This is a genomic window from Rhizobium sophorae (assembly GCF_013087515.1).
Lineage (GTDB): Bacteria > Pseudomonadota > Alphaproteobacteria > Rhizobiales > Rhizobiaceae > Rhizobium > Rhizobium sophorae.
Map to the genome: position 1 here is coordinate 95,349 of NZ_JABFCN010000019.1, position 22,421 is coordinate 117,769.

Below are 22,421 nucleotides of genomic sequence, written 5' to 3' on the forward strand. Positions count from 1 at the left end.
CCGGCGCTGGCCATAGGCCTGTTCACGCCGCCGGAAGCGAATTGGCCGAATCGGTCGCAGACCTTGCAATTTCGGAAAAACCCGACTATATGCCTCTCAAATTCTTGATCGCTTGATGAAGAGTGGGCCGCAAGGACCCGCTCTTTTTTATTAGCGCGATCGCCGAAAAAGCATGAAATTGCGAGGAGCGCACCGCTTGTCGGATCTGACAAACGCAGACAATGAACGTGAGCCGCGGCTGATTACCGAAACCGGGCTCGACCAGCGTCTTGCCGATATCATCGAACCCGTTCTCGTCGACCTGGGCTTCCGGCTTATCCGCGTCCGCATGATGAACCAGAACGGCGCGACGATGCAGGTCATGGCCGAACGCAACGACGGTACGATGACGGTTCAGGATTGCGAAGAAGTCTCGATGGCGATTTCTCCCGTCCTCGATGTGGAAGATCCGGTCGATAAAGAGTATCATCTGGAAGTGTCTTCGCCCGGCATCGACCGTCCGATGGTGCGGAAATCCGATTTCGTCCGCTGGCAGGGCCACCTTGTGAAATGCGAGACGTCGATCTTGATCGACAATCGCAAACGCTTCCGCGGCAAGATCGTCGAAGCAGGCACAGATGGTTTCACGCTTGAGCGTGACCAGATCGCCTATGGGGAAGAGCAGAAGGTCACCATTCCCTTCACGGCGCTTAGCGATGCGAAGCTCATTCTGACCGACGACCTGATCCGCGACGCGTTGCGCGCCGACAAGCTGGCGAAAGCCCAGGCCGCCAATCAGAACGAAGCGGACGACGAAGAATAACCGATCAACAGACCGCTCCAGGGACGGGAACCCGGCGAGTAAAGACGGAGAAACAAGACAATGGCAGTCAGTGCGAACCGGCTCGAACTTCTGCAGATCGCAGATGCAGTGGCGCGCGAAAAAGTCATCGACCGCGAGATCGTGCTGGCCGCAATGGCCGATGCCATCCAGAAGGCGGCACGCTCCCGTTACGGCACCGAGTCGAACATCCGGGCCGACATCAATCCGAAGACCGGCGAAATCCGCCTGCAGCGCCTGCTCGAAGTCGTCGAGAAGGCCGAGGATTATTCGACCCAGATCCCGCTGGAGCTGGCCCGCGATCGCAACCCGGACGCCGCACTCGGCGATTTTATCGCCGATCCGCTGCCGCCGATGGATTTCGGCCGCATCGCCGCACAGTCGGCCAAGCAGGTGATCGTGCAGAAGGTGCGTGAAGCCGAGCGCGACCGCCAGTTCGACGAATTCAAGGATCGCACCGGCGAAATCGTCAACGGCACCGTCAAGCGCGTCGAATACGGCAACGTCATCGTCGATCTCGGCCGTGGCGAAGGCATCATCCGCCGCGACGAAATGATCCCGCGCGAAAACGTCCGCTATGGCGATCGCGTCCGTGCCTATGTTTATGATGTCCGTCGCGAGCAGCGCGGCCCGCAGATCTTCCTGTCGCGCACGCATCCGCAATTCATGGTGAAGCTGTTCACCATGGAAGTACCTGAAATCTACGACGGCATCATCCAGGTGAAGTCGGTCGCCCGCGACCCGGGTTCGCGTGCCAAGATCGCGGTGATCTCGAACGACAGCTCGATCGATCCGGTCGGCGCCTGCGTCGGTATGCGCGGCTCACGCGTTCAGGCCGTCGTCGGCGAGCTCCAGGGCGAAAAGATCGACATCATTCCGTGGAGCCAAGATCCGGCGACCTTCGTCGTCAACGCCCTGCAGCCGGCTGAGGTCGCCAAGGTCGTTCTCGACGAGGATGCCGAGCGTATCGAAGTCGTCGTTCCCGACGAGCAGCTGTCGCTTGCGATCGGTCGCCGCGGCCAGAACGTCCGCCTCGCCTCGCAGCTGACCGGCTGGGATATCGACATCATGACGGAGGCCGAGGAATCGGAACGCCGCCAGAAGGAATTCAACGAGCGCACCAACCTGTTCATGGATTCGCTCGATGTCGACGAGATGGTCGGCCAGGTTCTGGCTTCGGAAGGTTTTGCCGCGGTTGAAGAACTGGCTTATGTCGATCTCGACGAAATTTCTTCGATTGACGGTTTCGACGAGGAGACGGCGCAGGAAATCCAGCAGCGCGCCCGCGAATTCCTCGAGCGTCTCGAAGCCGAGATGGACGAGAAGCGCAAGGCGCTCGGTGTCCAGGACGAACTGCGTGAAATCAACGGCATGACCGCCCAGATGATGGTGGCGCTCGGCGAAGACGGCATCAAGACGATTGAAGACTTTGCCGGCTGCGCTGCCGACGATCTCGTCGGTTGGACAGAGCGCAAGAACGGCGAAACGAAGAAGTTCGAGGGTCTGTTCTCGAAGTTCGACGTTTCGCGCGTCGAGGCCGAACAGATGATCGTCCAGGCCCGCCTTTCGGCTGGCTGGATCACCCAAGAGGACCTGGCGAAGGGGACCGAAGAAGAGGTCACCGAAGCCGAACAAGAAGCATGATGACCGCGCATGAACCGGACGCTCCTCTCGAGGACGACGATCTTGCAGGTTATGACGTGAACGGACGCATGTGCATCGTGACGCGCGAAAGCGGATCGCCGGAAGAGCTGATCCGCTTCGTCGCCGCTCCCGATGGAACAGTTGTCGCCGATCTGAAGCGCGAGCTTCCGGGACGCGGATGCTGGGTGAAGATCGACCGGTCGCTGGTCGACAGGGCGGTGGCGAAGAAGCTCTTCGCCCGCGCGCTGAAAATGGATGTGAAGGCGGCGGACGATCTCGGCGCGAGCGTCGATCGGCTGCTCGCGGCGCAATTGATGCAGATGATGAACATGGCGCGGAAAGCCGGCCAGTTCGTCAGCGGGTCCGCGAAAGTGGATGCCGCGGTCAGAAGCGGAGCAGCCCTTGCGGTGTTCCACGCGACTGGCGCAGCGGACGACGGCGTCCGGAAAATCGACCAGGCCCGCAAGGCCTGGCACCTCGGAATGGAGACCGAGGAGGAGATACCTTCCTTCCGTCTCTTCTCGGAGAGCGAAATGGAAGGCCTGATGGGCCAGAATGCTTTTATCCATGCCGCAGTGCTTGCAGGGCAGGCGGGTGAAGGTGTAGTGAAGCGCGCAAAGATGCTCGAACAGTACCGTATTGGCGGTCAGTCCCGGGCAGCGGGCGGCGCTGGCCGGCAAAAACAATGAGGCGGTCACCGGCATCGGCCGGTCCCATCCTCATTGATCGACAGTATTGAACGACAGGGTCTGATCTAGTCATCGCTCCCTGTCCGAAGGAACGGGAACGAATGACCGATAGTAACGACGACAAGACAATCAGCGTAGCGGGCAAAAAGACACTCACCCTGAAACCATCGGGGATGAGCCAGGGCACCGTTCGCCAGGATATGGGTCGAGGTCGCACCAAGGCGGTCGTCGTCGAGACCCGTAAGCGGCGCCCGATGCGCCCGGAAGATGAAAAGCCGATCACGCCCGTCTCTCCGGCGGCCCCCGTCCGCGCAGCCGAACCGGCGCCCGCACCCGTGCAGGCGCGTCCGCAACAGCCGACGCCGGCACCGCGGGTTCAGCAGGGCAACAACAACCAGACGAACCAACGTCCGCCGCAGCAGTCTCACCAGCCGCCGCGCCAGAACGATCGTCCGCGCCCGGTGGTGCTGAACCATCTGTCGCCGGAAGAGATGGACGCCCGCCGCCGCGCGCTTGCCGACTCCCAGGCGCGTGACGCCCAGGATGCGATCCGCCGCGCCGAGGAAGAAAAGCGCCGTGCCGCCGAAGAGGTGATCCGCAAGGCCGCCGAAGCAGAAGAAGCTGCCCGCAGGGCCGCTGAAGAGGCTATCCGGCAGGCTGAAGCACCTGCTGTTGCCGAACCCGCAGCCGCAGAACTGGCTCCGGCCGAAGCACGCTCCGACGCGCCACGGCCGCCGCAGCCCGCATCGTCGGCACCGGTCGCACGCCGGCCCGATGCGGCCGGAGCGCCTGCTGCCCGTCCGGCACCCGGCGCTGCTGTTCCCGGCGCCGTTCGCGGCCGTCGCGAGGAAAAGGAAGACGACGATCGTGGCGCAGCGCGCGGCGGTCCGGTCCGTGGCCGCGTTGTTCGCCCGGAACCCGCAAAACCGGTCACGACTCGTCCGAAGACGGATGAAGAGCGTCGTCGCGGCAAGTTGACGATCACCACTGCCAACGTCGACGGCGAGGACAATGCCCGCGGTCGTTCGCTCTCGGCAATGCGTCGCCGGCAGGAGAAGTTCCGCCGCGGCCAGATGCAGGAAACCCGCGAGAAGATCTCCCGCGAGGTGGTTCTGCCCGAGACCATCACCATTCAGGAACTGTCGCAGCGCATGTCCGAACGCGCCGTCGATGTCATCAAGTACCTGATGAAGGAAGGCCAGATGATGAAGCCGGGCGACGTCATCGACGCCGACCTTGCCGAACTCATCGCCGGCGAATTCGGCCATACGGTCAGGCGCGTGTCGGAATCCGACGTCGAACTCGGCATCTTCAACGTGTCCGACGACGATGGCGAACTGGTTTCGCGCCCACCCGTCGTTACCATCATGGGCCATGTCGACCACGGCAAGACCTCCCTGCTCGACGCCATCCGCCATGCCAACGTGGTCTCCGGCGAAGCCGGTGGCATCACGCAGCATATCGGCGCCTATCAGGTGGAGCAGAACGGTCAGAAGATCACCTTCATCGATACGCCCGGCCACGCCGCCTTCACGGCAATGCGTGCCCGCGGTGCGCAGGCGACCGACATCGCGATCCTGGTCGTCGCAGCCGACGACAGCGTGATGCCGCAGACGATCGAATCGATCAACCACGCCAAGGCGGCCGGTGTTCCGATCATCGTGGCGATCAACAAGGTCGACAAGCACGAGGCTGATCCGCAGAAGGTCCGCAACCAGCTGCTGCAGCACGAAGTCTTCGTGGAATCCATGGGCGGTGAAGTGCTTGACGTCGAGGTTTCGGCTAAGACCGGCAAGAACCTCGACAAGCTGCTCGAGGCGATCCTGCTGCAGGCAGAAATTCTCGATCTCAAGGCCAATGCGAACCGAACCGCGGAAGGCACTGTCATCGAAGCCCAGCTCGATCGTGGCCGTGGTTCGGTCGCGACCGTGCTCGTCCAGAAGGGTACGCTGCGTCCGGGTCAGATCATCGTCGCCGGCGACGTCTGGGGCCGCGTGCGCGCTCTCGTCACCGACAAGGGCGACCATGTGAAGGAAGCAGGTCCGGCAACGCCGGTCGAGGTTCTCGGCCTGTCCGGCACGCCGCAGGCGGGCGACAAGTTCGCCGTGGTGGAAAGCGAAAGCCGCGCCCGCGAAATCTCGGAATATCGTCAGCGTCTGGCCCGCGACAAGGCGGCTGCCCGCCAGTCGGGACAGCGCGGTTCGCTGGAACAGATGATGATGCAGCGCCAGAGCGTCGGCATCAAGGAGTTCCCGCTGGTCATCAAGGGCGACGTGCAGGGTTCGATCGAAGCGATTGCCGGCGCGCTGGAGAAGCTCGGCACCGACGAAGTCCGTGCCCGCATCGTCCATTCGGGCGCCGGCGGCATCACCGAGTCGGATATCTCGCTCGCCGAAGCCTCGAACGCGGCCATCATCGGCTTCAACGTTCGTGCGAATACGCAAGCACGCCAGTTCGCCGAGCGCGAAGGCATCGAGATCCGCTACTACAACATCATCTACGACCTCGTGGATGACGTGAAGGCAGCGATGTCAGGCCTCTTGTCTCCGGAGCGGCGCGAAACGTTCATCGGCAATGCCGAGATCCTCGAGGTGTTCAACATCACCAAGGTCGGCAAGGTCGCGGGCTGCCGTGTCGTCGAAGGCAAGGTCGAACGTGGTGCCGGCGTCCGCCTCATCCGCAACGACGTCGTCGTTCACGAAGGCAAGCTCAAGACGCTCAAGCGCTTCAAGGACGAAGTGTCCGAAGTGCCGATGGGTCAGGAATGCGGCATGGCCTTCGAAAACTACGAGGACATGCGCGCCGGCGACGTCATCGAGTGCTTCCGCGTCGAGCATATCACGCGCACGCTCTAAACAACTGCGCCTGAACTTTTCCGAAAGCCATCCGCCACCGGCGGATGGCTTTCGGGCATCTGCCGACTTGACCTTTTCGACCAAAAGAGTCATGGACGCTCTCCTTTGACGGGTTCGATTCCCAGCCGCATCGGCAAATAGAGATAACAATGACCAGAGCAACTTCTTCCGCGCCTTCACAGCGCATGCTGCGCATTGGCGAACAGGTTCGCGCCGCTATCACCCAGGTGCTGCAGCGCGGCGAAGTGCGTGACGACGTCATCGAGGCGACCGTGATCTCGATCTCGGAAGTGCGCATGTCGCCGGACCTCAAGATCGCCACCGCCTATGTGACGCCGCTCGGCGTTTCCGACCACAGCATCGTCATCGAGGCCCTGAACCGCCATGCGAGGTTCATCCGCGGCCGGCTCGGGCCGCAGCTCCGGCAGATGAAATACATGCCGGAGGTGCGCTTCCGCGACGATACCAGCTTCGACAACTACAAGAAGATCGACGAGCTGCTGCGTTCGCCCGAGGTGAGCCGCGACCTCGACGGCGATAATGACGAACAATAAACAGAAGAGACGCATGTCCAAACCACGCAAACCCAAGGGCCGGCCGATTTCCGGCTGGCTGATCCTCGACAAGCCGGTGGATTTCGGCTCGACGGAAGCCGTTTCCAAGATCAAGTGGCTCTATAAGGCTGAGAAGGCCGGTCATGCCGGCACGCTCGACCCGCTCGCCTCCGGCATGCTGCCGATCGCGCTCGGCGACGCGACGAAGACCGTTCCCTACGTGATGGACGGCCGCAAGATCTATGAATTCACGGTGAGCTGGGGCGAGGAGCGCGCGACCGACGATCTCGAGGGCGAGGTGACCAAGAGTTCGGACAATCGCCCGAGCGAACAGCAGATTCGCGATATCCTGCCTGGATATATCGGCACCATCAGCCAGGTGCCGCCGCAGTTCTCCGCTATCAAGATATCGGGTGAACGCGCCTATGATCTGGCGCGCGAAGGCGAAACCGTCGAAATCCCCTCGCGTGAGGTCGATATCTTCCGGCTGACCTTGCTCGCCTGCCCGGACGCCGACAGCGCGCATTTCGAAGTGGAATGCGGCAAGGGTACCTATGTTAGGGCGCTGGCGCGCGATTTCGGCCGCGAGCTCGGCTGCTACGGCCATGTGTCCGGGCTGCGGCGCACCTTCGTCGCGCCGTTCGCGGAAGAGGCCATGGTGCCGCTCGCGGATCTCGTGGCACTGGAGGCGATTGAGGATATGGACGAGCGCCTGGCGGCCCTCGACGCGCTGCTGATCGACACCTGCGAAGCGCTATCCTCCCTGCCCCATCTCGTCATCAACGACGACCAGGCGCACCGGCTGAAGATGGGCAACCCGATCCTGGTGCGTGGCCGCGATGCGCCGGTTGCCGAAAGCGAAGCCTATGCGACGGCCCGCGGCAAGCTGATCGCGATCGGCGAGATCGGCCAGGGCGAGTTTCGCCCGAAGCGGGTTTTCGCCTGAGCCTATCTTGCTTTCTGACAACGACAGCGATTGTCAGCCGGTAGCGATGCGATATCTTCCCTGTCGGGCCATAGCGGCCCGAGGGGCCATGGGGGCCAGACAGAGGGAAAGATCATGCGTGGAACTGCTATCGGAATCCTGACGTTCTTTTCGATGTTTCTCGCCGTCGCCGGCGCTCGATCCGCCGAGCGCTGGGCCGAGCTCCCGGCCTTTCCTTCGATGCCGGCGGCAAAGACGAGCGGCATGGCCGAAGTGAACGACATCAAGATGTATTATGCCGAATACGGCGAAGGCGACCCCATCCTGTTCATTCACGGCGGACTTGGAAATGCCGAGGTCTGGGGTCATCAGGTCGCCGATTTTGCCAAGGACCACTTGGTCATCGTTGCCGACAGCCGCGGCCATGGACGTTCGACGCGCAGCCAGCAGCCCTTCGGCTATGACCTGATGACATCGGATTATGTGGCACTTCTCGACTATCTGAAGATCGACAAGGTGACGCTTGTCGGATGGTCGGACGGCGGCATCATCGGCATCGACATGGCGATGAAACACCCGGAAAAATTGACTCGCGTCATTGCCCAGGCAGCCAACGTCACGACAGACGGCGTCAAGGCTGACGTCATGGACAATAAGACCTTCAACGACTACATCGACGTCGCCGGCGAGCAGTACCGGAAGCTTTCGCCGACGCCGAACGAATACGACGCCTTCGTCAAGCAGATCTCCGAAATGTGGGCAACCCAGCCGACCTGGACGGCCGCCGATCTTGGCAAGATCTCGGTGCCGGTCACACTTGCCATCGGCGATCATGATGAAGCCGTAAAGCTCGACCATACGGAAATGATGGCAAAACAGATTCCGGGCGCCAAACTCGTCATCCTGAAAGATGTGAGCCATTTCGCCATGCTGCAGGATCCTGCAGCCTATGACGGGATGATCCGGGGCGCCATGGCGGGCCGTTGAAGCCGCCAAGGACGACCCCTCTTTCCATCGATCCATATTTGGTTTATAGGCAGCGCCAGCATCGGGTACGCCTGTTTGCATTCACGGCCAAAGCTGGACGACATCCCGGCTTTTGGCGACTTTAATCTCCTCCTCTTAGAAAGGATCACCCGATGTCGATCACTGCTGAGCGCAAGTCTGCGCTGATCAAGGAATATGCGACCGTTGAAGGCGATACCGGTTCTCCGGAAGTCCAGGTCGCGATCCTGACCGAACGCATCAACAACCTGACCGAACACTTCAAGGACCACAAGAAGGATAACCATTCCCGCCGTGGCCTGCTGACGATGGTTTCGAGCCGCCGCTCGCTTCTTGATTATCTCAAGAAGAAGGATGAAGGCCGCTATTCCAAGCTGATCACCAGCCTGGGTATCCGCCGCTAAGATTGTCCGGCGGGCGCTTTCCGAGCGCCCGCCGCATCTGTTTCGGGACAAGGCTCCCGATGAAATGTTCCAGCCGCGCCCTATCTTTTAGCGGTGGAACGACCGGCAGACCCGGATGGGCCGTATCTGCCAAACCAACCGTTGACCTGTCATGGGGCAGGATTGCCGGATGCTTTCGGCCAGGGCTTGTCAATGAGCTTTGGCCCGGTTTCTCGCCCGAGGAAACTGAGGATGAAAAGCCTCCCGTTGTCTTGCCCGTGATACGTCACATTGATTGCGGTCGACTGTGCGCTGCGCCTGACAATCGGCGATGGCGCGTGCTCCCGCATTGAAGGACAAGACATGTTTGATACACACACAGTGGAAATCGAGTGGGCCGGCCGCCCACTGAAGCTCGAAACCGGCAAGATCGCCCGTCAGGCCGACGGCGCGGTTCTCGCCACCTACGGCGAAACCGTCGTTCTCGCCACCGTCGTCTCGGCCAAGGCGCCGAAGGCCGGCCAGGACTTCTTCCCACTCACCGTCAACTACCAGGAAAAGACCTACGCGGCCGGCAAGATCCCCGGCGGCTATTTCAAGCGTGAAGGCCGTCCGAGCGAGAACGAGACCCTCGTTTCCCGCCTGATCGACCGCCCGATCCGCCCGCTCTTCCCGGAAGGCTACAAGAACGACACGCAGGTCGTCGTTACCGTCATCCAGCACGACCTTGAAAACAATCCCGACGTGCTGTCGATGGTTGCCACCTCGGCAGCACTGACGCTGTCCGGCGTTCCCTTCATGGGCCCGGTCGGTGGTGCGCGTGTCGGCTACATCAACGGCGAATACGTTCTCAACCCGCATCTCGACGAGATGGACGAATCGAGCCTCGACCTCGTCGTCGCCGGCACCTACGACGCCGTGCTGATGGTGGAATCCGAAGCCAAGGAACTTAACGAAGACGTCATGCTCGGCGCCGTCATGTTCGGCCACAAGGGCTTCCAGCCGGTTCTCGACGCGATCATCAAGCTCGCCGAAGTGGCCGCCAAGGAGCCGCGCGACTTCCAGCCGGAAGACTACTCCGCTCTCGAAACCGAGATGCTCGGCCTTGCCGAAGGTGAACTTCGCGAAGCCTACAAGATCACCCAGAAGGCTGACCGTTACGCCGCCGTCGACGCCGTCAAGGCGAAGGTGAAGGCACACTTCCTCCCCGAGGAAGGCGAAGCCCGGTACACGCCCGAGGAAGTCGGCGCGATCTTCAAGCACCTGCAGGCAAAGATCGTCCGCTGGAACATCCTCGACACCAAGAGCCGCATCGACGGCCGCGACCTCGAAACCGTTCGTCCGATCGTTTCGGAAGTCGGTCTTCTGCCGCGCACCCACGGTTCGGCGCTCTTCACCCGTGGTGAAACCCAGGCGATCGTCGTTGCCACCCTTGGCACCGGCGAAGACGAGCAGTATGTCGACAGCCTGACGGGCATGTACAAGGAGCGCTTCCTGCTCCATTACAACTTCCCTCCCTACTCGGTTGGCGAGACCGGCCGTATGGGCTCCCCGGGTCGCCGCGAAATCGGCCACGGCAAGCTCGCATGGCGCGCGATCCGTCCGATGCTGCCGACGCCCGAGCAGTTCCCCTACACGCTGCGCGTCGTCTCCGAGATCACCGAGTCGAATGGCTCGTCCTCGATGGCGACCGTCTGCGGCACCTCGCTCGCTCTGATGGACGCCGGCGTTCCGCTGGCAAAGCCGGTTGCCGGTATCGCCATGGGTCTGATCCTGGAAGGCGATCGCTTCGCTGTCCTCTCCGACATTCTCGGTGACGAAGACCACCTCGGCGACATGGACTTCAAGGTCGCCGGTACCGCCGACGGCATCACCTCGCTGCAGATGGACATCAAGATCGCCGGTATCACCGAAGAGATCATGAAGGTCGCCCTTGGCCAGGCCCAGGGCGGTCGTGCCCACATCCTCGGCGAAATGTCCAAGGCCATCACCGAAAGCCGCGGCCAACTCGGCGAATTCGCTCCACGCATCGAAGTCATGAACATCCCGGTCGACAAGATCCGTGAAGTCATCGGCTCCGGCGGCAAGGTCATTCGCGAAATTGTCGAAAAGACCGGCGCGAAGATCAACATCGAGGATGACGGCACCGTCAAGATCGCCTCCTCCTCCGGCAAGGAGATCGAAGCGGCCCGCAAGTGGATCCACTCGATCGTTGCCGAACCTGAGATCGGCCAGGTCTACGAAGGCACGGTCGTCAAGACCGCCGACTTCGGCGCCTTCGTCAACTTCTTCGGCGCCCGTGACGGTCTCGTCCACATCTCGCAGCTTGCTTCCGAGCGTGTTGCCAAGACGCAGGACGTCGTCAAGGAAGGCGACAAGGTCTGGGTCAAGCTGCTCGGCTTCGACGAACGCGGCAAGGTTCGCCTGTCGATGAAGGTCGTCGACCAGGCCACCGGCCAGGAAATCCCGAACGAGAAGAAGAAGGAAGAAGCGGCCGAATAAGCCGCCTTCCAGATTCAATACCGGGCGCGGGAATGCTTCCGCGCCCTTTTTTGTATGAGAAGACGAGACGAGACCATGAGCAGCGAGACGCTGAAGACCCTGTTCCATCCCTTTGCCAGCGGCACAGTCGCGGCGCCCGGCGAGGGCGAGCGCGTGCTCTTCCTCGGCGCCGAGGCAGGCTTTGCGCTGCCGGACGGCTTTGCCGCCTCGCTCAGCGCCGTCCAGGGCTTCCGGCCGCTCTATCGGCAGCTGCTGGCCCAGCGGATCGACGCGAGGCCGGAGATCGACGGCGAGGACTACGATGCGGCTCTGGTGCTCTGTACCAAGCACAAGGGTGAGAACGAGGCCAATCTTGCTGCCGCTATCGCCCGTACGCGGCTCGGCGGCCTGATCGTCGTTGCCGGCGCCAAGGAGGACGGCATCCAGCCGCTGCGCAAGCGGATGGAAGGTTTCAATCTCGCAGTCGACCATATGCCGAAATATCACGGCGTCGCCTTCTGGTTCGGCCGGCCGGCGGATGCAGACGAGATTATCTCCAAGCTGGCAAAGGCGCCGGTCCGCGTCGACGGCCGTTTCAATGCAACCGCCGGCATGTTCTCGCATGACCGCATCGATGCCGGATCGGAGCTGCTCGCCTCGCGCCTGCCTGAGGATTTCACCGGCGACGTGGCGGATTTCGGTGCCGGATGGGGCTATCTCTCCGTCGAGATGGCGCGGAAGTCGCGTGGACTAACGCGCCTCGACCTCTACGAGGCCGATCACGCGGCTCTGGAGGCTGCCAGGGATAATCTGGCTCAAAACTGCCCGAACGCGCCTGTGCGCTTCTTCTGGCACGATCTGGCGGGTGAGCCGGTCAAGGATAAATACGATCTCGTCATCATGAACCCGCCCTTCCATGAGGGGCACGCGGCCGAGCCGGCGCTCGGCCAGGCAATGATCAAGACTGCCGCATCCGCCCTTCGCGGCGGCGGCCGCCTGATGCTTGTCGCCAATCGCGGCCTGCCTTACGAGCCGGTTCTGGCGGCGAATTTCAGGGAAAGCGGCGAAACCTGCCGCAACGCCCGGTTCAAGGTTCTCTGGGCGAAGAAATAAGGCTCAAGCGGCCGCGATACGATCATTTTTGCCGATAGAAAAAGGTTGTGCGCATCATCTGCGCACAGCCTTTGAGTTTCAATCGACTAGTGTTTACTCGACGTCCGCTTTGCGCAGCGTTTCCAGCGTCGGCATGGAGGTGACGTTGAAGCCGGCGTCGACGAAGTGGATTTCGCCGGTGACGCCGGCGGAAAGGTCGGAAAGCAGGTAGAGAGCCGAGTTGCCGACCTGATCAATGGTCACGGTCTTGCGTAGCGGCGCATTGCGCTGGTTCCAGGAGAGGATCGCGCGCGCATCGGAGATGCCGGCGCCGGCAAGCGTGCGGATCGGGCCGGCGGAAATGGCATTGACGCGGATGCCGCGCGGGCCGTAGTCGGCGGCGAGATAACGCACCGACGCCTCGAGCGCTGCCTTGGCAACCCCCATGACGTTGTAATTCGGGATGACGCGCGTCGAGCCATTATAGGTCAGCGTCAGCATCGCACCACCATCTTCCATCAACGGAGCGCAGCGCTTGGCGATCTCGGTGAAGGAGAAACAGGAAATGACCATGGTGCGGCTGAAATTCTCCCGCGTCGTATCGGCGTAGAGACCCTTCAGCTCGTTCTTGTCGGAAAAGCCGATGGCATGGACGATGAAATCGAGCTTGCCCCAGCGCTCGCTTATGGCGTCGACGACGGCATCGATCGAGGCGATGTCCTCGACGTCGCAGGGCAGGACGAAATCCGAGTTCACCTCGGCAGCAAGCGGCTTGACGCGCTTGCCGAGCGCATCGCCCTGATAGGTGAAGGCGAGTTCCGCACCCTGTGCGGCGAGAGCTTTTGAAATCCCCCAGGCGATCGAGTGGTTGTTGGCGACGCCCATGACGAGCCCGCGCTTACCCTGCATGATTCCCGTCATATTGTTATTATCCGTTATAGCGCTGGAAGACGAGCGTGGCGTTGGTGCCGCCGAAGCCGAAGGAATTGGAGAGGGCAATGTCGATCTTCGCGTCGTCGATACGCTTGCGCACGATCGGCACGCCTTCGAATTCGGGATCGAGCTCGGTGATATGGGCGCTTTCGCCGATGAAGCCTTGCTGCATCATCAGTAGGGAATAGATCGATTCCTGCACACCTGCAGCGCCCAGCGAATGGCCGGTCAGCGACTTGGTCGATTGGATATGCGGGATCTTTGAGCCGAATACTTCGCGGATGGCGCCGATTTCCTTGCTGTCGCCGACCGGCGTCGAGGTTCCGTGGGTATTGACGTAGTCGACATCACCTTTGACGGTGGCGAGCGCCTGGCGCATGCAGCGGATAGCGCCTTCACCCGAGGGGGCGACCATGTCGTATCCATCGGAGGTTGCGCCGTAGCCGACGACTTCGGCATAGATCTTGGCACCGCGGGCCTTGGCGCGCTCCAGCTCCTCGAGCACCAGCACACCGGCGCCGCCGGCGATGACGAATCCGTCGCGGTTGACGTCATAGGCGCGCGAGGCGCTGTCCGGCGTGTCGTTGTACTTGGAGGACATGGCGCCCATGGCGTCGAAGAGGTTGGACATCGTCCAGTCGAGATCTTCGTGGCCGCCGGCGAACATCACGTCCTGCTTGCCCCACTGGATCATTTCGGTGGCATTGCCGATACAATGCGCCGACGTCGAGCATGCCGACGAGATCGAATAATTGACGCCATGGATCTTGAACCAGGTGGCGAGCGTGGCCGATGCAGTCGAGGACATCGCCTTCGGCACGGCAAAGGGGCCGATGCGCTTCGGGCTGTTGTTCTTGACGGTGATTTCGGCGGCCTCGATCAGGGTGCGAGTGGACGGACCGCCAGAGCCCATGATGATGCCAGTACGCTCGTTCTGAGCGTAGTCTTTCTCTTCCAGGCCGGAATCGGCGATCGCCTGTTTCATGGCGACATGGTTCCAGGCGCCGCCCTGCGACAGGAAACGCATGGCGCGGCGGTCGACCAGTTCGGCAAGCTCCGCCGAACCGAGCTTCGGACTGCCCCAGACCTGGCACTTGAACCCATGTTCGGCGAAATCGCTCGAAAAGGAGATACCCGACTTTGCCTGCCGCAAGGATTCGGTGACTTCGGCCGCGTCGTTTCCGATCGAGGACACGACACCCAGACCTGTGACAACTACCCGTCTCATCTGATCAAACCTTTGTTGTTTTCGTCAGCCGCTCGAAATGCGGTTTCAGGCCGTCTTGTCTTTCGATAGACCGACGCGAAGATCGGCCGCCTGATATATGGTCTCGCCGTCCGCCTTTAACCAGCCGTCGGCAGTGCCGAGGACCAGACGGCCGCGCATGACACGCTTGAAGTCGATGCCATATTCGATCAGCTTCGTCTGTGGCCGGACCATGCCCTTGAATTTCACTTCGCCGGTCGAAAGCGCCATGCCGCGGCCTTCTTCGCCGAGCCAACCCAGAAAGAAACCGGTCAGCTGCCACATGCCGTCGAGACCGAGGCAGCCCGGCATGATCGGATTGCCTTCGAAATGGCACGGGAAATACCAGTCGTCCGGGCGTACGTCGTATTCCGCTCTGAGGTAGCCCTTATCGAAGGTGCCGCCCGTTTCGGAAATGTCCGTGATGCGGTGAACCATCAGCATGGGCGGCAGGGGCAACTGCGCATTGCCGGGGCCGAACAGCTCGCCATGTGCGCAAGCGATGAGTTCTTCATACGAGAAGCTGGACTGTCTGGTCGTCATAAAGTTTCTTTTTCCCCCCGCGTCAAGCCGATGGATGTGAACGTGTAGTCCAAGTTCTTCAGAAAATGAAGCACAAGCAAGGCAGCTTCATTCATCGCCCCGGACCAGGCTTGCGCCATTATTTGGTGGTCGCATACAGGAAGGCTAGGGCTGGGACCAGACCTATTTGCGTCAAAAGCCCGTTTTTGCCGCGTTTATCGGGCTCCCGTCCCCATTGAACTATTGAAAGGCTCCGATGCAAAAGTTATACCGCTTAAAGAAACATGATTGCTTTATGCCAGAATAACCGGAGTTGGTTTTGATGACGGGTGCATTCCCGATCGCAATAGAGGTAAGGCTGCGCGGTGCAGGCCTGCGCCCCACCCGCCAGCGCGTCGCGCTCGGCGATCTCCTGTTTGCCAAGGGCGACCGGCATTTGACCGTCGAGGAACTGCATGAAGAGGCGGTTGCCGCCGGCGTGCCGGTGTCCTTGGCAACCGTCTACAACACGCTGCACCAATTCACGGAAGCCGGTCTCATCCGCGTTCTCGCCGTCGAGAGCGCCAAGACCTATTTCGACACCAATGTTTCCGATCATCACCATTTCTTCGTCGAAGGCGAGAACGAGGTGCTCGACATTCCCGTCAGCAACCTGACGATCGCCAATCTGCCGGAACCGCCTGAGGGCATGGAGATCGCCCATGTCGACGTGGTGATCCGCCTGCGGGCGAAGCAGGCCTGACGACACTTCTAAATTATAGGCCTCACATGACATCGTCGGGATGTCGGCCGGGCTTGTGCCTGTAGGTCGGGAAGGTCCAGCCGAACCACAGGGCTCCACCGCGCACCGCAAAGGCCGCCGCGACGCCGCAGGCAGACGCCAGATAGAGCTGCATTCCGAGCGCATTGGCGGCCGTGAACACACCGGCGCCGATAAGGGCTGCGGTCACGTAAATTTCCGGCCGCAACAGCACCGAAGGCTCGTTTGCCATCAGATCGCGCAGGATGCCGCCGAAGGTCGCCGTCAGCGTGCCGGTGACGATTGCAATCGTGGGCGAACCGGTGGCGGCGAGGCCCTTGGCGGCGCCGATCACGCAATAGGCGGCAAGGCCGATCGCATCCAGCCATATCAGCAGGCGATAGCGCGATTCCAGCAGGTGGGCGGTGAAGAAGACAATGACGCCCACGATGCAGCAGACGAGGATATAGGCGGGGTTCAGCACCCAGAAGACCGGCACGCGGCCGAGCACGATATCGCGCACGGTGCCGCCGCCCGTTCCCGTCACCATGGCGAAAAACAAAAAACCGATCAGGTCCAGTTGCTTGCGCGAGGCGGCGAGCGCGCCTGTCGCGGCAAACAGCGCAATGCCGGCATAATCGAGATAGACGAGCAAGGACATGCGGCCCCCCGGAACCGGCGAACAATTTCCGGAAAGAACCACGGCGGCAAGGGCGGCGCAAGGCGGCGCGGCCATAAAGGTGAAGTCTTTGTTTGCTGCATGTCGTTGTCCCAAAACCGCTGCACACTTTGGGCGACATGCATTGGGGACCTTTATCCGAAAGAGGAAAGCCGTGAAAACGCTGGTGCTCGCCGTTCTGAATATCGTCCTGCTGCTTGCCATGCCGGCTGCCGCCTTCGGTCAGCAATCGCTGATCTCCGACCCTGAGATCTACGAGAAGAAACATTTCCAGGAGCAGTGCAAGACGGCCGAGTTTGCCGACGGCTTCGTCACCCGGCAGGACATCAACAATGACGGCCTGATCGACGCGGTGGTCAACGAGGGCCAGCTGACCTGCGACGGGCAGAAGGGGCCGCAATGCAATGACGACGGCTGCACCTATAATTTCTATCTGCAGGTCGCCGAGGGCGGTTATTTCATGATCGCGACGGCGCAGATCTATGGCTACGATTTCGTCCAGCGCTTTGGCAACATGGTGCTGGCGATGAAGATGCATCCGCGCTTCTGCGACCGCACCGAAGGTGATCCCTGTATCGTGACGGCGCGTGTCCGCGGCACGAAATTCGTCACGATCTCGAAGAAATAGCTCTCAGCCTGGATAGAGTTCCGACGTGCGGCCGGCGAGATAGTAGCCGACCAGGCCGTACCATTCGCGGATCGCGGTTGCCAAGTTCTGCGCATTGAGGTTCGGCTGTGTGAAATCGAGCCGTGGCCGCACCTCACCGTCGGTACGATAATCGGTCGGCCAGGGCACGATATCGATGCCGAGCTTGCGGAAAATGCCGACGGATCGCGGCATATGAAAACCCGAGGTGATCAGCAGGCAATTGGAAAGCCCCTGGCTTGCCAGGAATTCCTTGGTGTTGACGGCGTTTTCGAAGGTCGTGCGCGATTGTCTCTCTTCGATCAGGCGATCCTTGCCAACGCCGAAGAGCGGGAAGAAACGCTCGGATGCCGCCGCATCGCCTTCATAGATGCCGGAGAGGGAGCCGTCGCCGCCCGATACCAGAATGCGCGACTGCGGAAATTTCTGCGCGAGCCGCAGGGCTTCGACGAAGCGGTCGGCCGCGGCGTTGAATTCTATGCCGTGGCGGACCGTGTTCACCTCGTTTTCGAAGGCGCCGCCGAGCACGATCATGCACTGCAGGCTATCGGGATCGGCAGCCGGCTTTGCGAAGCGCTGCTCCAGGCCCTGCATCAGCAGGTTGCCGACCGTGGTGTAGAGCGTGACGAAGAGGATGAGGGCCGAACCAGTCGCGCCGAGGATGCTTAAGATCCGCCAGCGCAGAAGGCCGGCAATGAGGGCCAAGAAGACGAGGAAGAATGCCAGCGACAGCGGCTGAGCGAAAATCCAGACAAGCTTCGAAATGACGAACAAGACCTACTCCTCGAGGATTGGCGGCGGTCCTTCCTATCCGATTCGACGGTAACAGGAATGCGACGGTTCTATTTCATCCGCGCAACGGCGGATCGATGCGGCGCAATCTTTGGTTAAAGCGCCGCTGAAGCGGCCGCGGGATAAGCATCGCGGCAAGCGCAAGCACCATGGCGAAGAGGGAGACCAGCCACAATGCATGCGCGCCCGTCAGCCGCGTCAGCACGGCGCCGACGATCGCGCCGAGCACCATGCCGCCCCAGGGCACGATCTGGATCGTCCATTCGACATCACGATCGCCGATGATCCAGCGACCGATGCCGCGGCCGAAGCGCGACAGGGCGCCGGTCACATAGGTCAGGCCGATCGGCAGGCCTTCGATATGCTCGACGGCGGCGTTCACCATCCCCATGGAAAAAACGATCATATAGAACCGCACGAACAGCATGTTCTGCACCGTCATCATCGAGGCGAGCGCCAGAACCAGCCCGACGCAGCCAAGCACCACGAAAATGCGGCGTTGCGAGACATGGGAAATGACGATGCCTGCCGCATTGCCAAGCACGAAAACGACGATGGCAGAGATCAGGACTGCGGCGTGATAAAGATTGCCCTCGCTCAAGGCCAGTGCCGCCCGCGTCGTGTTCCCCGTCATGAAGGAGACAAAGTCGCCGGTCAGCAGAAGACCGGTGGCATCGGTCATGCCGGCCAGAAACGAGATCGAGCCGACAAGGGCGAGCCCGGTCAGGGTTCGTCGGGTCCGGATGATGCGGCGGCGTCTTGCTCTGGTCATTGGCTGAAGGTCCTGAAGCCGAATCACTGAGATTGCGGCAACAAACATACATCGTCCTATTGAGGAATTGGCAAAGGCGATTGGAAGCTGGATGGGAGCGTTTACTTCAATCAACGCGCGACCTGCTGGTCGGCGTTGCGGAACACTTTGCACGGCGGTAGGCGGCACTTAATCGGAATCAGTCCTTCCAATTGGCGAGGCGACCCGGATCCAGATTCGACTGGACCAATCTCTTGCTGGCAAAAGCTCTGCCGGAATGCGATTTCAGGCATTTTTCGAATTCAAGCGCTTTGTGCTTGTCAGGAAAGGCGCAATACCAAAGCAAATTCCATGGTGCGAATTTGGCGGTGTGGGTGGATTTTCCAGCATTGTGGGCCGCAAGCCGCTGTTTCAGATCTGCGGTAGACCCGGTGTATTCCTGATCGGGAAATTCGATGCTGCGGAGAATATAGACGTACCACATCAGCGCTTCAGCCCGTCGTCGCCCTTCGGGCTATGCCGGGCACTGCTTCGGCCTAACGGTTTCCCGCGGCTGCGCCACGCGAAGCCCGTAAGGGCGAAGCGTGGTGGAGCTAAGCGGGATCGAACCGCTGACCTCTTGCATGCCATGCAAGCGCTCTCCCAGCTGAGCTATAGCCCCATCAAGGTGGTCCGGTCTGGCCGGTCCTGGGATGTTCCTCAAGGCGCGTGCCCTTCGGAGTGGCGGCTTCTTACTTCCGGATTCCGGAGATAGCAAGCCTAAAAAAATGCGGCCCGGAGAATTTTTTCCTCGCCGGGCCGAAATGCAGTCTCAGACTTCGTCTTCGTCGCCGGTCACGCCGATGATATCGCTCATGTCGTCGTCGTCATCGTCTTCGTCGGGTGTAAGGAAGGTATCGTCGTCGTCATCGCCTTCGATTTCAACATCGTCGTCGCCGATATCGGGGATGTCGTCGCCAGAGGCGGCGTCATCAGCATCCTCGAGCGAAACCAGTTCGACTTCGGTGTTTTCAGTATCGACTTCCGCGACCTCGTCTTCCTCGGCAACTTCGGCGATCGCCGAGGTTTCTTCGAAGAAGGACAGAGGGTAGGACTTGCCGGTATAAGGAGAGACGATCGGATCCCGGTTCAGATCATAAAACTTCTTGCCGGTTTCCGGATCGGTACGCTTGGTTCCAAGTTCCGCTTTCGCCACTATAAGCCTCGTGTGAATAGCCGAATATGAGATTCGGCAGATGCCGTTCAAGCCGGCGTTCCATCGGAATTTATAAGCCGGTCCCCTTAATCGCTGTGGCTTCCCATGTCAAAGCCAAACTTTGCGATCCGAGCGCCGGGTTTTTGGCAAGCCGGCGGATGACCGCCCGGCGGGTTTATGTTAACGAGCCGCAACAGCTGCAGAAGCGGACGGGAGTTGCGACCGGCCAAGCCTATCTTGCGGCAAAAATAGACTGCATTTGCAAAGGATTACGCATGCTGCACGGCTCCGCGCCCAGGCCCGCCACCGCCCGCAAATCCGCCGGTCTTACCGGCAGCGTCCGTATTCCGGGCGACAAGTCGATCTCGCATCGTTCCTTCATGTTCGGCGGGCTTGCTTCCGGGCAAACGCGGATCACCGGCCTGCTCGAAGGCGAGGACGTGATCAATACCGGCCGGGCGATGCAGGCGATGGGCGCCAGGATTCGCAAGGAGGGCGCGCAGTGGGTGATCGACGGCACCGGCAACGGTGCGCTGCTTGCGCCCGACGCGCCGCTCGACTTCGGCAATGCCGGCACCGGCGTGCGGCTGACCATGGGCCTGGTCGGCACCTACGACTTTCACTCCATCTTCACAGGCGACGCCTCGCTTTCGAAACGGCCGATGGGCCGCGTGCTCAATCCGCTGCGCGAAATGGGCGTCCAGGTCAGCGCCTCCGAGGGCGACAGGCTGCCGGTGACGCTCAGAGGCCCGGGAACACCGAGCCCGATCCGTTATCGCGTGCCGATGGCATCCGCCCAGGTGAAATCGGCCGTGCTGCTTGCCGGCCTCAATACGCCGGGTGTCACCACGGTCATCGAGCCGGTGATGACACGCGACCATACCGAAAAGATGCTGCAGGGCTTTGGTGCTGCCCTTTCCGTCGAGACGGATAGCGAGGGTGTACGCACAATCCGGCTCGAAGGGCGCGGCAAGCTGACGGGCCAGGTGATCGACGTTCCGGGCGATCCCTCTTCCACCGCCTTCCCGCTGGTTGCAGCGCTGCTTGTCCCCGGCTCCGACATCACCATCGTCAACGTGCTGATGAACCCGACCCGCACCGGGCTGATCCTGACGCTGCAGGAGATGGGGGCCGATATCGAGGTGCTGAATGCACGTCTTGCCGGCGGCGAGGACGTGGCGGATCTGCGCGTGCGCCATTCCGAGCTCAGGGGCGTGACCGTTCCCGAAGACCGCGCGCCGTCGATGATCGATGAATATCCTATTCTCGCCGTCGCTGCCTGTTTCGCCGAGGGCGTGACCACCATGAAGGGGCTTGAGGAATTGCGCGTCAAGGAGTCCGACCGTCTTTCCGCCGTCGCCGACGGGCTAAAACTCAATGGTGTCGATTGCGACGAGGGCGAGGATTTTCTCATCGTGCGCGGCCGGCCAGACGGCAAGGGCCTCGGCAACGCTGCCGACGGCAGGGTCAGCACACATCTCGACCATCGCATCGCCATGAGCTTCCTTGTCATGGGGCTTGCCTCGGAGCATGCTGTCACGATCGACGACGCGGCGATGATCGCGACCAGCTTTCCCGAATTCATGACGTTGATGAAGGGTCTCGGGGCAAGGATCGAAGAGGTGCCGGAATAATGGTACCAGCTGCCGAGTTTCCGCAAAGACGATCTCCTTCGCCGCGATCGTGCGCTGCCGCAGGATTGATTTGATGACGAACGAGACCTTCACCATCGCCATCGACGGCCCGGCGGCAGCGGGCAAGGGCACGCTCTCGCGCCTCATCGCAGAGCGCTACGGCTTCCATCATCTGGATACCGGCCTGACCTATCGCGCCACGGCCAAGGCGGTGCTCGATGCCGGCCTGCCGCTCGACGACGAGGCGGTGGCGGAAAAGATCGCAAGAGAGGTTGAACTCGCTGGATTGGATCGCGATATACTTTCCAAACATGAGATCGGCGAAGCTGCCTCGAAGATTGCCGTCATGCCGGCGGTGCGCCGGGCCCTGGTCGAGGCGCAACGCCGGTTTTCGGCGAAAGCGCCGGGAACCGTGCTCGACGGGCGCGATATCGGCACGGTTGTCTGCCCGGATGCGCCGGTGAAGCTCTATGTAACGGCGTCGCCGGAGGTCCGCGCAAGACGCCGTTATGACGAGATCCTCGGCAAAGGCCTGACGGCGGATTTCGATGCGATTTTCGAGGACGTCAAGCGGCGCGACGAACGCGACATGGGACGGGCCGACAGCCCTTTGAAACCAGCTGACGATGCGCACTTGCTTGATACGTCGGAAATGAGTATAGAGGCCGCGTTTCAAGCTGCTCAATCGATCATCGATGCGGTCTTGAGCCGAAATGCCTAAATTCAAGCGATTTTGCGTGCTCTGAGCATGGATCGCTTCTAATACAGCAAGCCTGAAATTCCGTCCAAGCGCCGGATTGCCTTCGTCAGAGAGGGCGGACTGGGTTCAGGCCCGT

21 protein-coding genes, 1 tRNA gene and 1 pseudogene are annotated in these 22,421 nt (G+C 61.3%); 14 read left to right on the plus strand and 9 right to left on the minus strand.

All coding sequences use genetic code 11. From position 1 onward, the window contains the following. Positions 1-196 precede the first annotated feature (196 nt). From rimP to G9X64_RS11795, 10 genes are all read left to right on the plus strand, one after another. Positions 197-802 (plus strand): ribosome maturation factor RimP, encoded by a 606-nt coding sequence (gene rimP / locus G9X64_RS11750; protein ID WP_003544329.1) that lies wholly within the window; start codon positions 197-199, stop codon positions 800-802. Between the two features lie 60 nt (positions 803-862). Continuing rightward, a complete protein-coding gene (nusA, locus tag G9X64_RS11755) occupies positions 863-2,464 on the plus strand; it encodes a transcription termination factor NusA (RefSeq protein ID WP_168312077.1) in 1,602 nt (533 codons plus the stop codon). Continuing rightward, positions 2,461-3,153: an RNA-binding protein gene (locus tag G9X64_RS11760; protein WP_171376589.1), complete on the plus strand. Its 693-nt coding sequence runs from the start codon at positions 2,461-2,463 to the stop codon at positions 3,151-3,153. Before nusA ends, G9X64_RS11760 begins: the two co-directional genes overlap by 4 nt. A 101-nt stretch (positions 3,154-3,254) precedes the next feature. After that, on the plus strand, positions 3,255-6,008 hold the full coding sequence (infB, locus tag G9X64_RS11765) for a translation initiation factor IF-2 (RefSeq protein WP_168312076.1): 2,754 nt from the start codon (positions 3,255-3,257) through the stop codon (positions 6,006-6,008). Between the two features lie 149 nt (positions 6,009-6,157). Continuing rightward, positions 6,158-6,562 (plus strand): 30S ribosome-binding factor RbfA, encoded by a 405-nt coding sequence (gene rbfA / locus G9X64_RS11770; RefSeq protein ID WP_129422267.1) that lies wholly within the window; start codon positions 6,158-6,160, stop codon positions 6,560-6,562. A gap of 13 nt (positions 6,563-6,575) precedes the next feature. Then, complete coding sequence (gene truB, locus G9X64_RS11775; RefSeq protein WP_168312075.1) at positions 6,576-7,508, plus strand: tRNA pseudouridine(55) synthase TruB; 933 nt, start codon at positions 6,576-6,578, stop codon at positions 7,506-7,508. Positions 7,509-7,622: 114 nt separating this feature from the next. Beyond that, positions 7,623-8,474 (plus strand): alpha/beta fold hydrolase, encoded by an 852-nt coding sequence (locus G9X64_RS11780; RefSeq protein WP_168312074.1) that lies wholly within the window; start codon positions 7,623-7,625, stop codon positions 8,472-8,474. Positions 8,475-8,626: 152 nt separating this feature from the next. After that, entirely contained in the window at positions 8,627-8,896 is a 270-nt protein-coding gene (gene rpsO / locus G9X64_RS11785) for a 30S ribosomal protein S15 (protein WP_003544317.1), read from the plus strand. Between the two features lie 342 nt (positions 8,897-9,238). Then, positions 9,239-11,377: a polyribonucleotide nucleotidyltransferase gene (pnp, locus tag G9X64_RS11790; protein WP_168317280.1), complete on the plus strand. Its 2,139-nt coding sequence runs from the start codon at positions 9,239-9,241 to the stop codon at positions 11,375-11,377. Between the two features lie 75 nt (positions 11,378-11,452). Then, on the plus strand, positions 11,453-12,469 hold the full coding sequence (locus G9X64_RS11795) for a class I SAM-dependent methyltransferase (protein ID WP_168312072.1): 1,017 nt from the start codon (positions 11,453-11,455) through the stop codon (positions 12,467-12,469). Between the two features lie 93 nt (positions 12,470-12,562). Here the strand turns inward: G9X64_RS11795 and fabI are convergent, their stop codons facing one another. From fabI to fabA, 3 genes are read right to left on the minus strand one after another with little or no spacing between them, the layout of a single operon-like run. Continuing rightward, a complete protein-coding gene (gene fabI / locus G9X64_RS11800; protein ID WP_168312071.1) occupies positions 12,563-13,369 on the minus strand; it encodes an enoyl-ACP reductase FabI in 807 nt (268 codons plus the stop codon). Between the two features lie 7 nt (positions 13,370-13,376). Then, entirely contained in the window at positions 13,377-14,609 is a 1,233-nt protein-coding gene (fabB, locus tag G9X64_RS11805) for a beta-ketoacyl-ACP synthase I (RefSeq protein ID WP_168312070.1), read from the minus strand. A gap of 45 nt (positions 14,610-14,654) precedes the next feature. Next, positions 14,655-15,170 carry a 3-hydroxyacyl-[acyl-carrier-protein] dehydratase FabA gene (gene fabA, locus G9X64_RS11810; protein ID WP_017962726.1) on the minus strand — a complete coding sequence of 172 codons (516 nt, stop codon included), beginning with the start codon at positions 15,168-15,170 and terminating at the stop codon, positions 14,655-14,657. A gap of 301 nt (positions 15,171-15,471) precedes the next feature. Here fabA and irrA point away from each other — a divergent pair, with 301 nt between their 5' ends. Then, positions 15,472-15,891, plus strand: coding sequence for an iron response transcriptional regulator IrrA (gene irrA / locus G9X64_RS11815; RefSeq protein ID WP_168312069.1), 420 nt, complete (start codon positions 15,472-15,474; stop codon positions 15,889-15,891). 22 nt (positions 15,892-15,913) lie between these two features. Here irrA and G9X64_RS11820 read toward each other — a convergent pair whose 3' ends face one another. Next, a complete protein-coding gene (locus G9X64_RS11820) occupies positions 15,914-16,549 on the minus strand; it encodes a trimeric intracellular cation channel family protein (protein ID WP_168312068.1) in 636 nt (211 codons plus the stop codon). Between the two features lie 172 nt (positions 16,550-16,721). On the opposite strand from G9X64_RS11820, the gene G9X64_RS11825 reads away from it, so the two are divergent. After that, positions 16,722-17,195, plus strand: a complete 474-nt coding sequence (locus G9X64_RS11825; RefSeq protein WP_168312067.1) for a hypothetical protein — start codon at positions 16,722-16,724, stop codon at positions 17,193-17,195. Between the two features lie 3 nt (positions 17,196-17,198). Here the strand turns inward: G9X64_RS11825 and G9X64_RS11830 are convergent, their stop codons facing one another. From G9X64_RS11830 to G9X64_RS11850, 5 genes and pseudogenes are all read right to left on the minus strand, one after another. Beyond that, entirely contained in the window at positions 17,199-17,987 is a 789-nt protein-coding gene (locus tag G9X64_RS11830) for a YdcF family protein (RefSeq protein WP_168312066.1), read from the minus strand. Between the two features lie 68 nt (positions 17,988-18,055). Next, positions 18,056-18,777: pseudogene (locus G9X64_RS11835) on the minus strand (YoaK family protein). A 178-nt stretch (positions 18,778-18,955) separates the two neighbouring features. Further along, positions 18,956-19,240: a GIY-YIG nuclease family protein gene (locus G9X64_RS11840; protein ID WP_171376590.1), complete on the minus strand. Its 285-nt coding sequence runs from the start codon at positions 19,238-19,240 to the stop codon at positions 18,956-18,958. A gap of 101 nt (positions 19,241-19,341) precedes the next feature. Further along, positions 19,342-19,417: transfer RNA gene (locus G9X64_RS11845), tRNA-Ala, on the minus strand. Between the two features lie 150 nt (positions 19,418-19,567). Beyond that, on the minus strand, positions 19,568-19,951 hold the full coding sequence (locus G9X64_RS11850) for a TIGR02300 family protein (protein WP_011649932.1): 384 nt from the start codon (positions 19,949-19,951) through the stop codon (positions 19,568-19,570). A 275-nt stretch (positions 19,952-20,226) separates the two neighbouring features. Between G9X64_RS11850 and aroA the strand changes: the two genes are divergently transcribed. Beyond that, positions 20,227-21,585: a 3-phosphoshikimate 1-carboxyvinyltransferase gene (gene aroA / locus G9X64_RS11855; RefSeq protein ID WP_168312063.1), complete on the plus strand. Its 1,359-nt coding sequence runs from the start codon at positions 20,227-20,229 to the stop codon at positions 21,583-21,585. 73 nt (positions 21,586-21,658) lie between these two features. Next, positions 21,659-22,306, plus strand: coding sequence for a (d)CMP kinase (gene cmk, locus G9X64_RS11860; RefSeq protein ID WP_168312062.1), 648 nt, complete (start codon positions 21,659-21,661; stop codon positions 22,304-22,306). Positions 22,307-22,421: the final 115 nt, after the last annotated feature.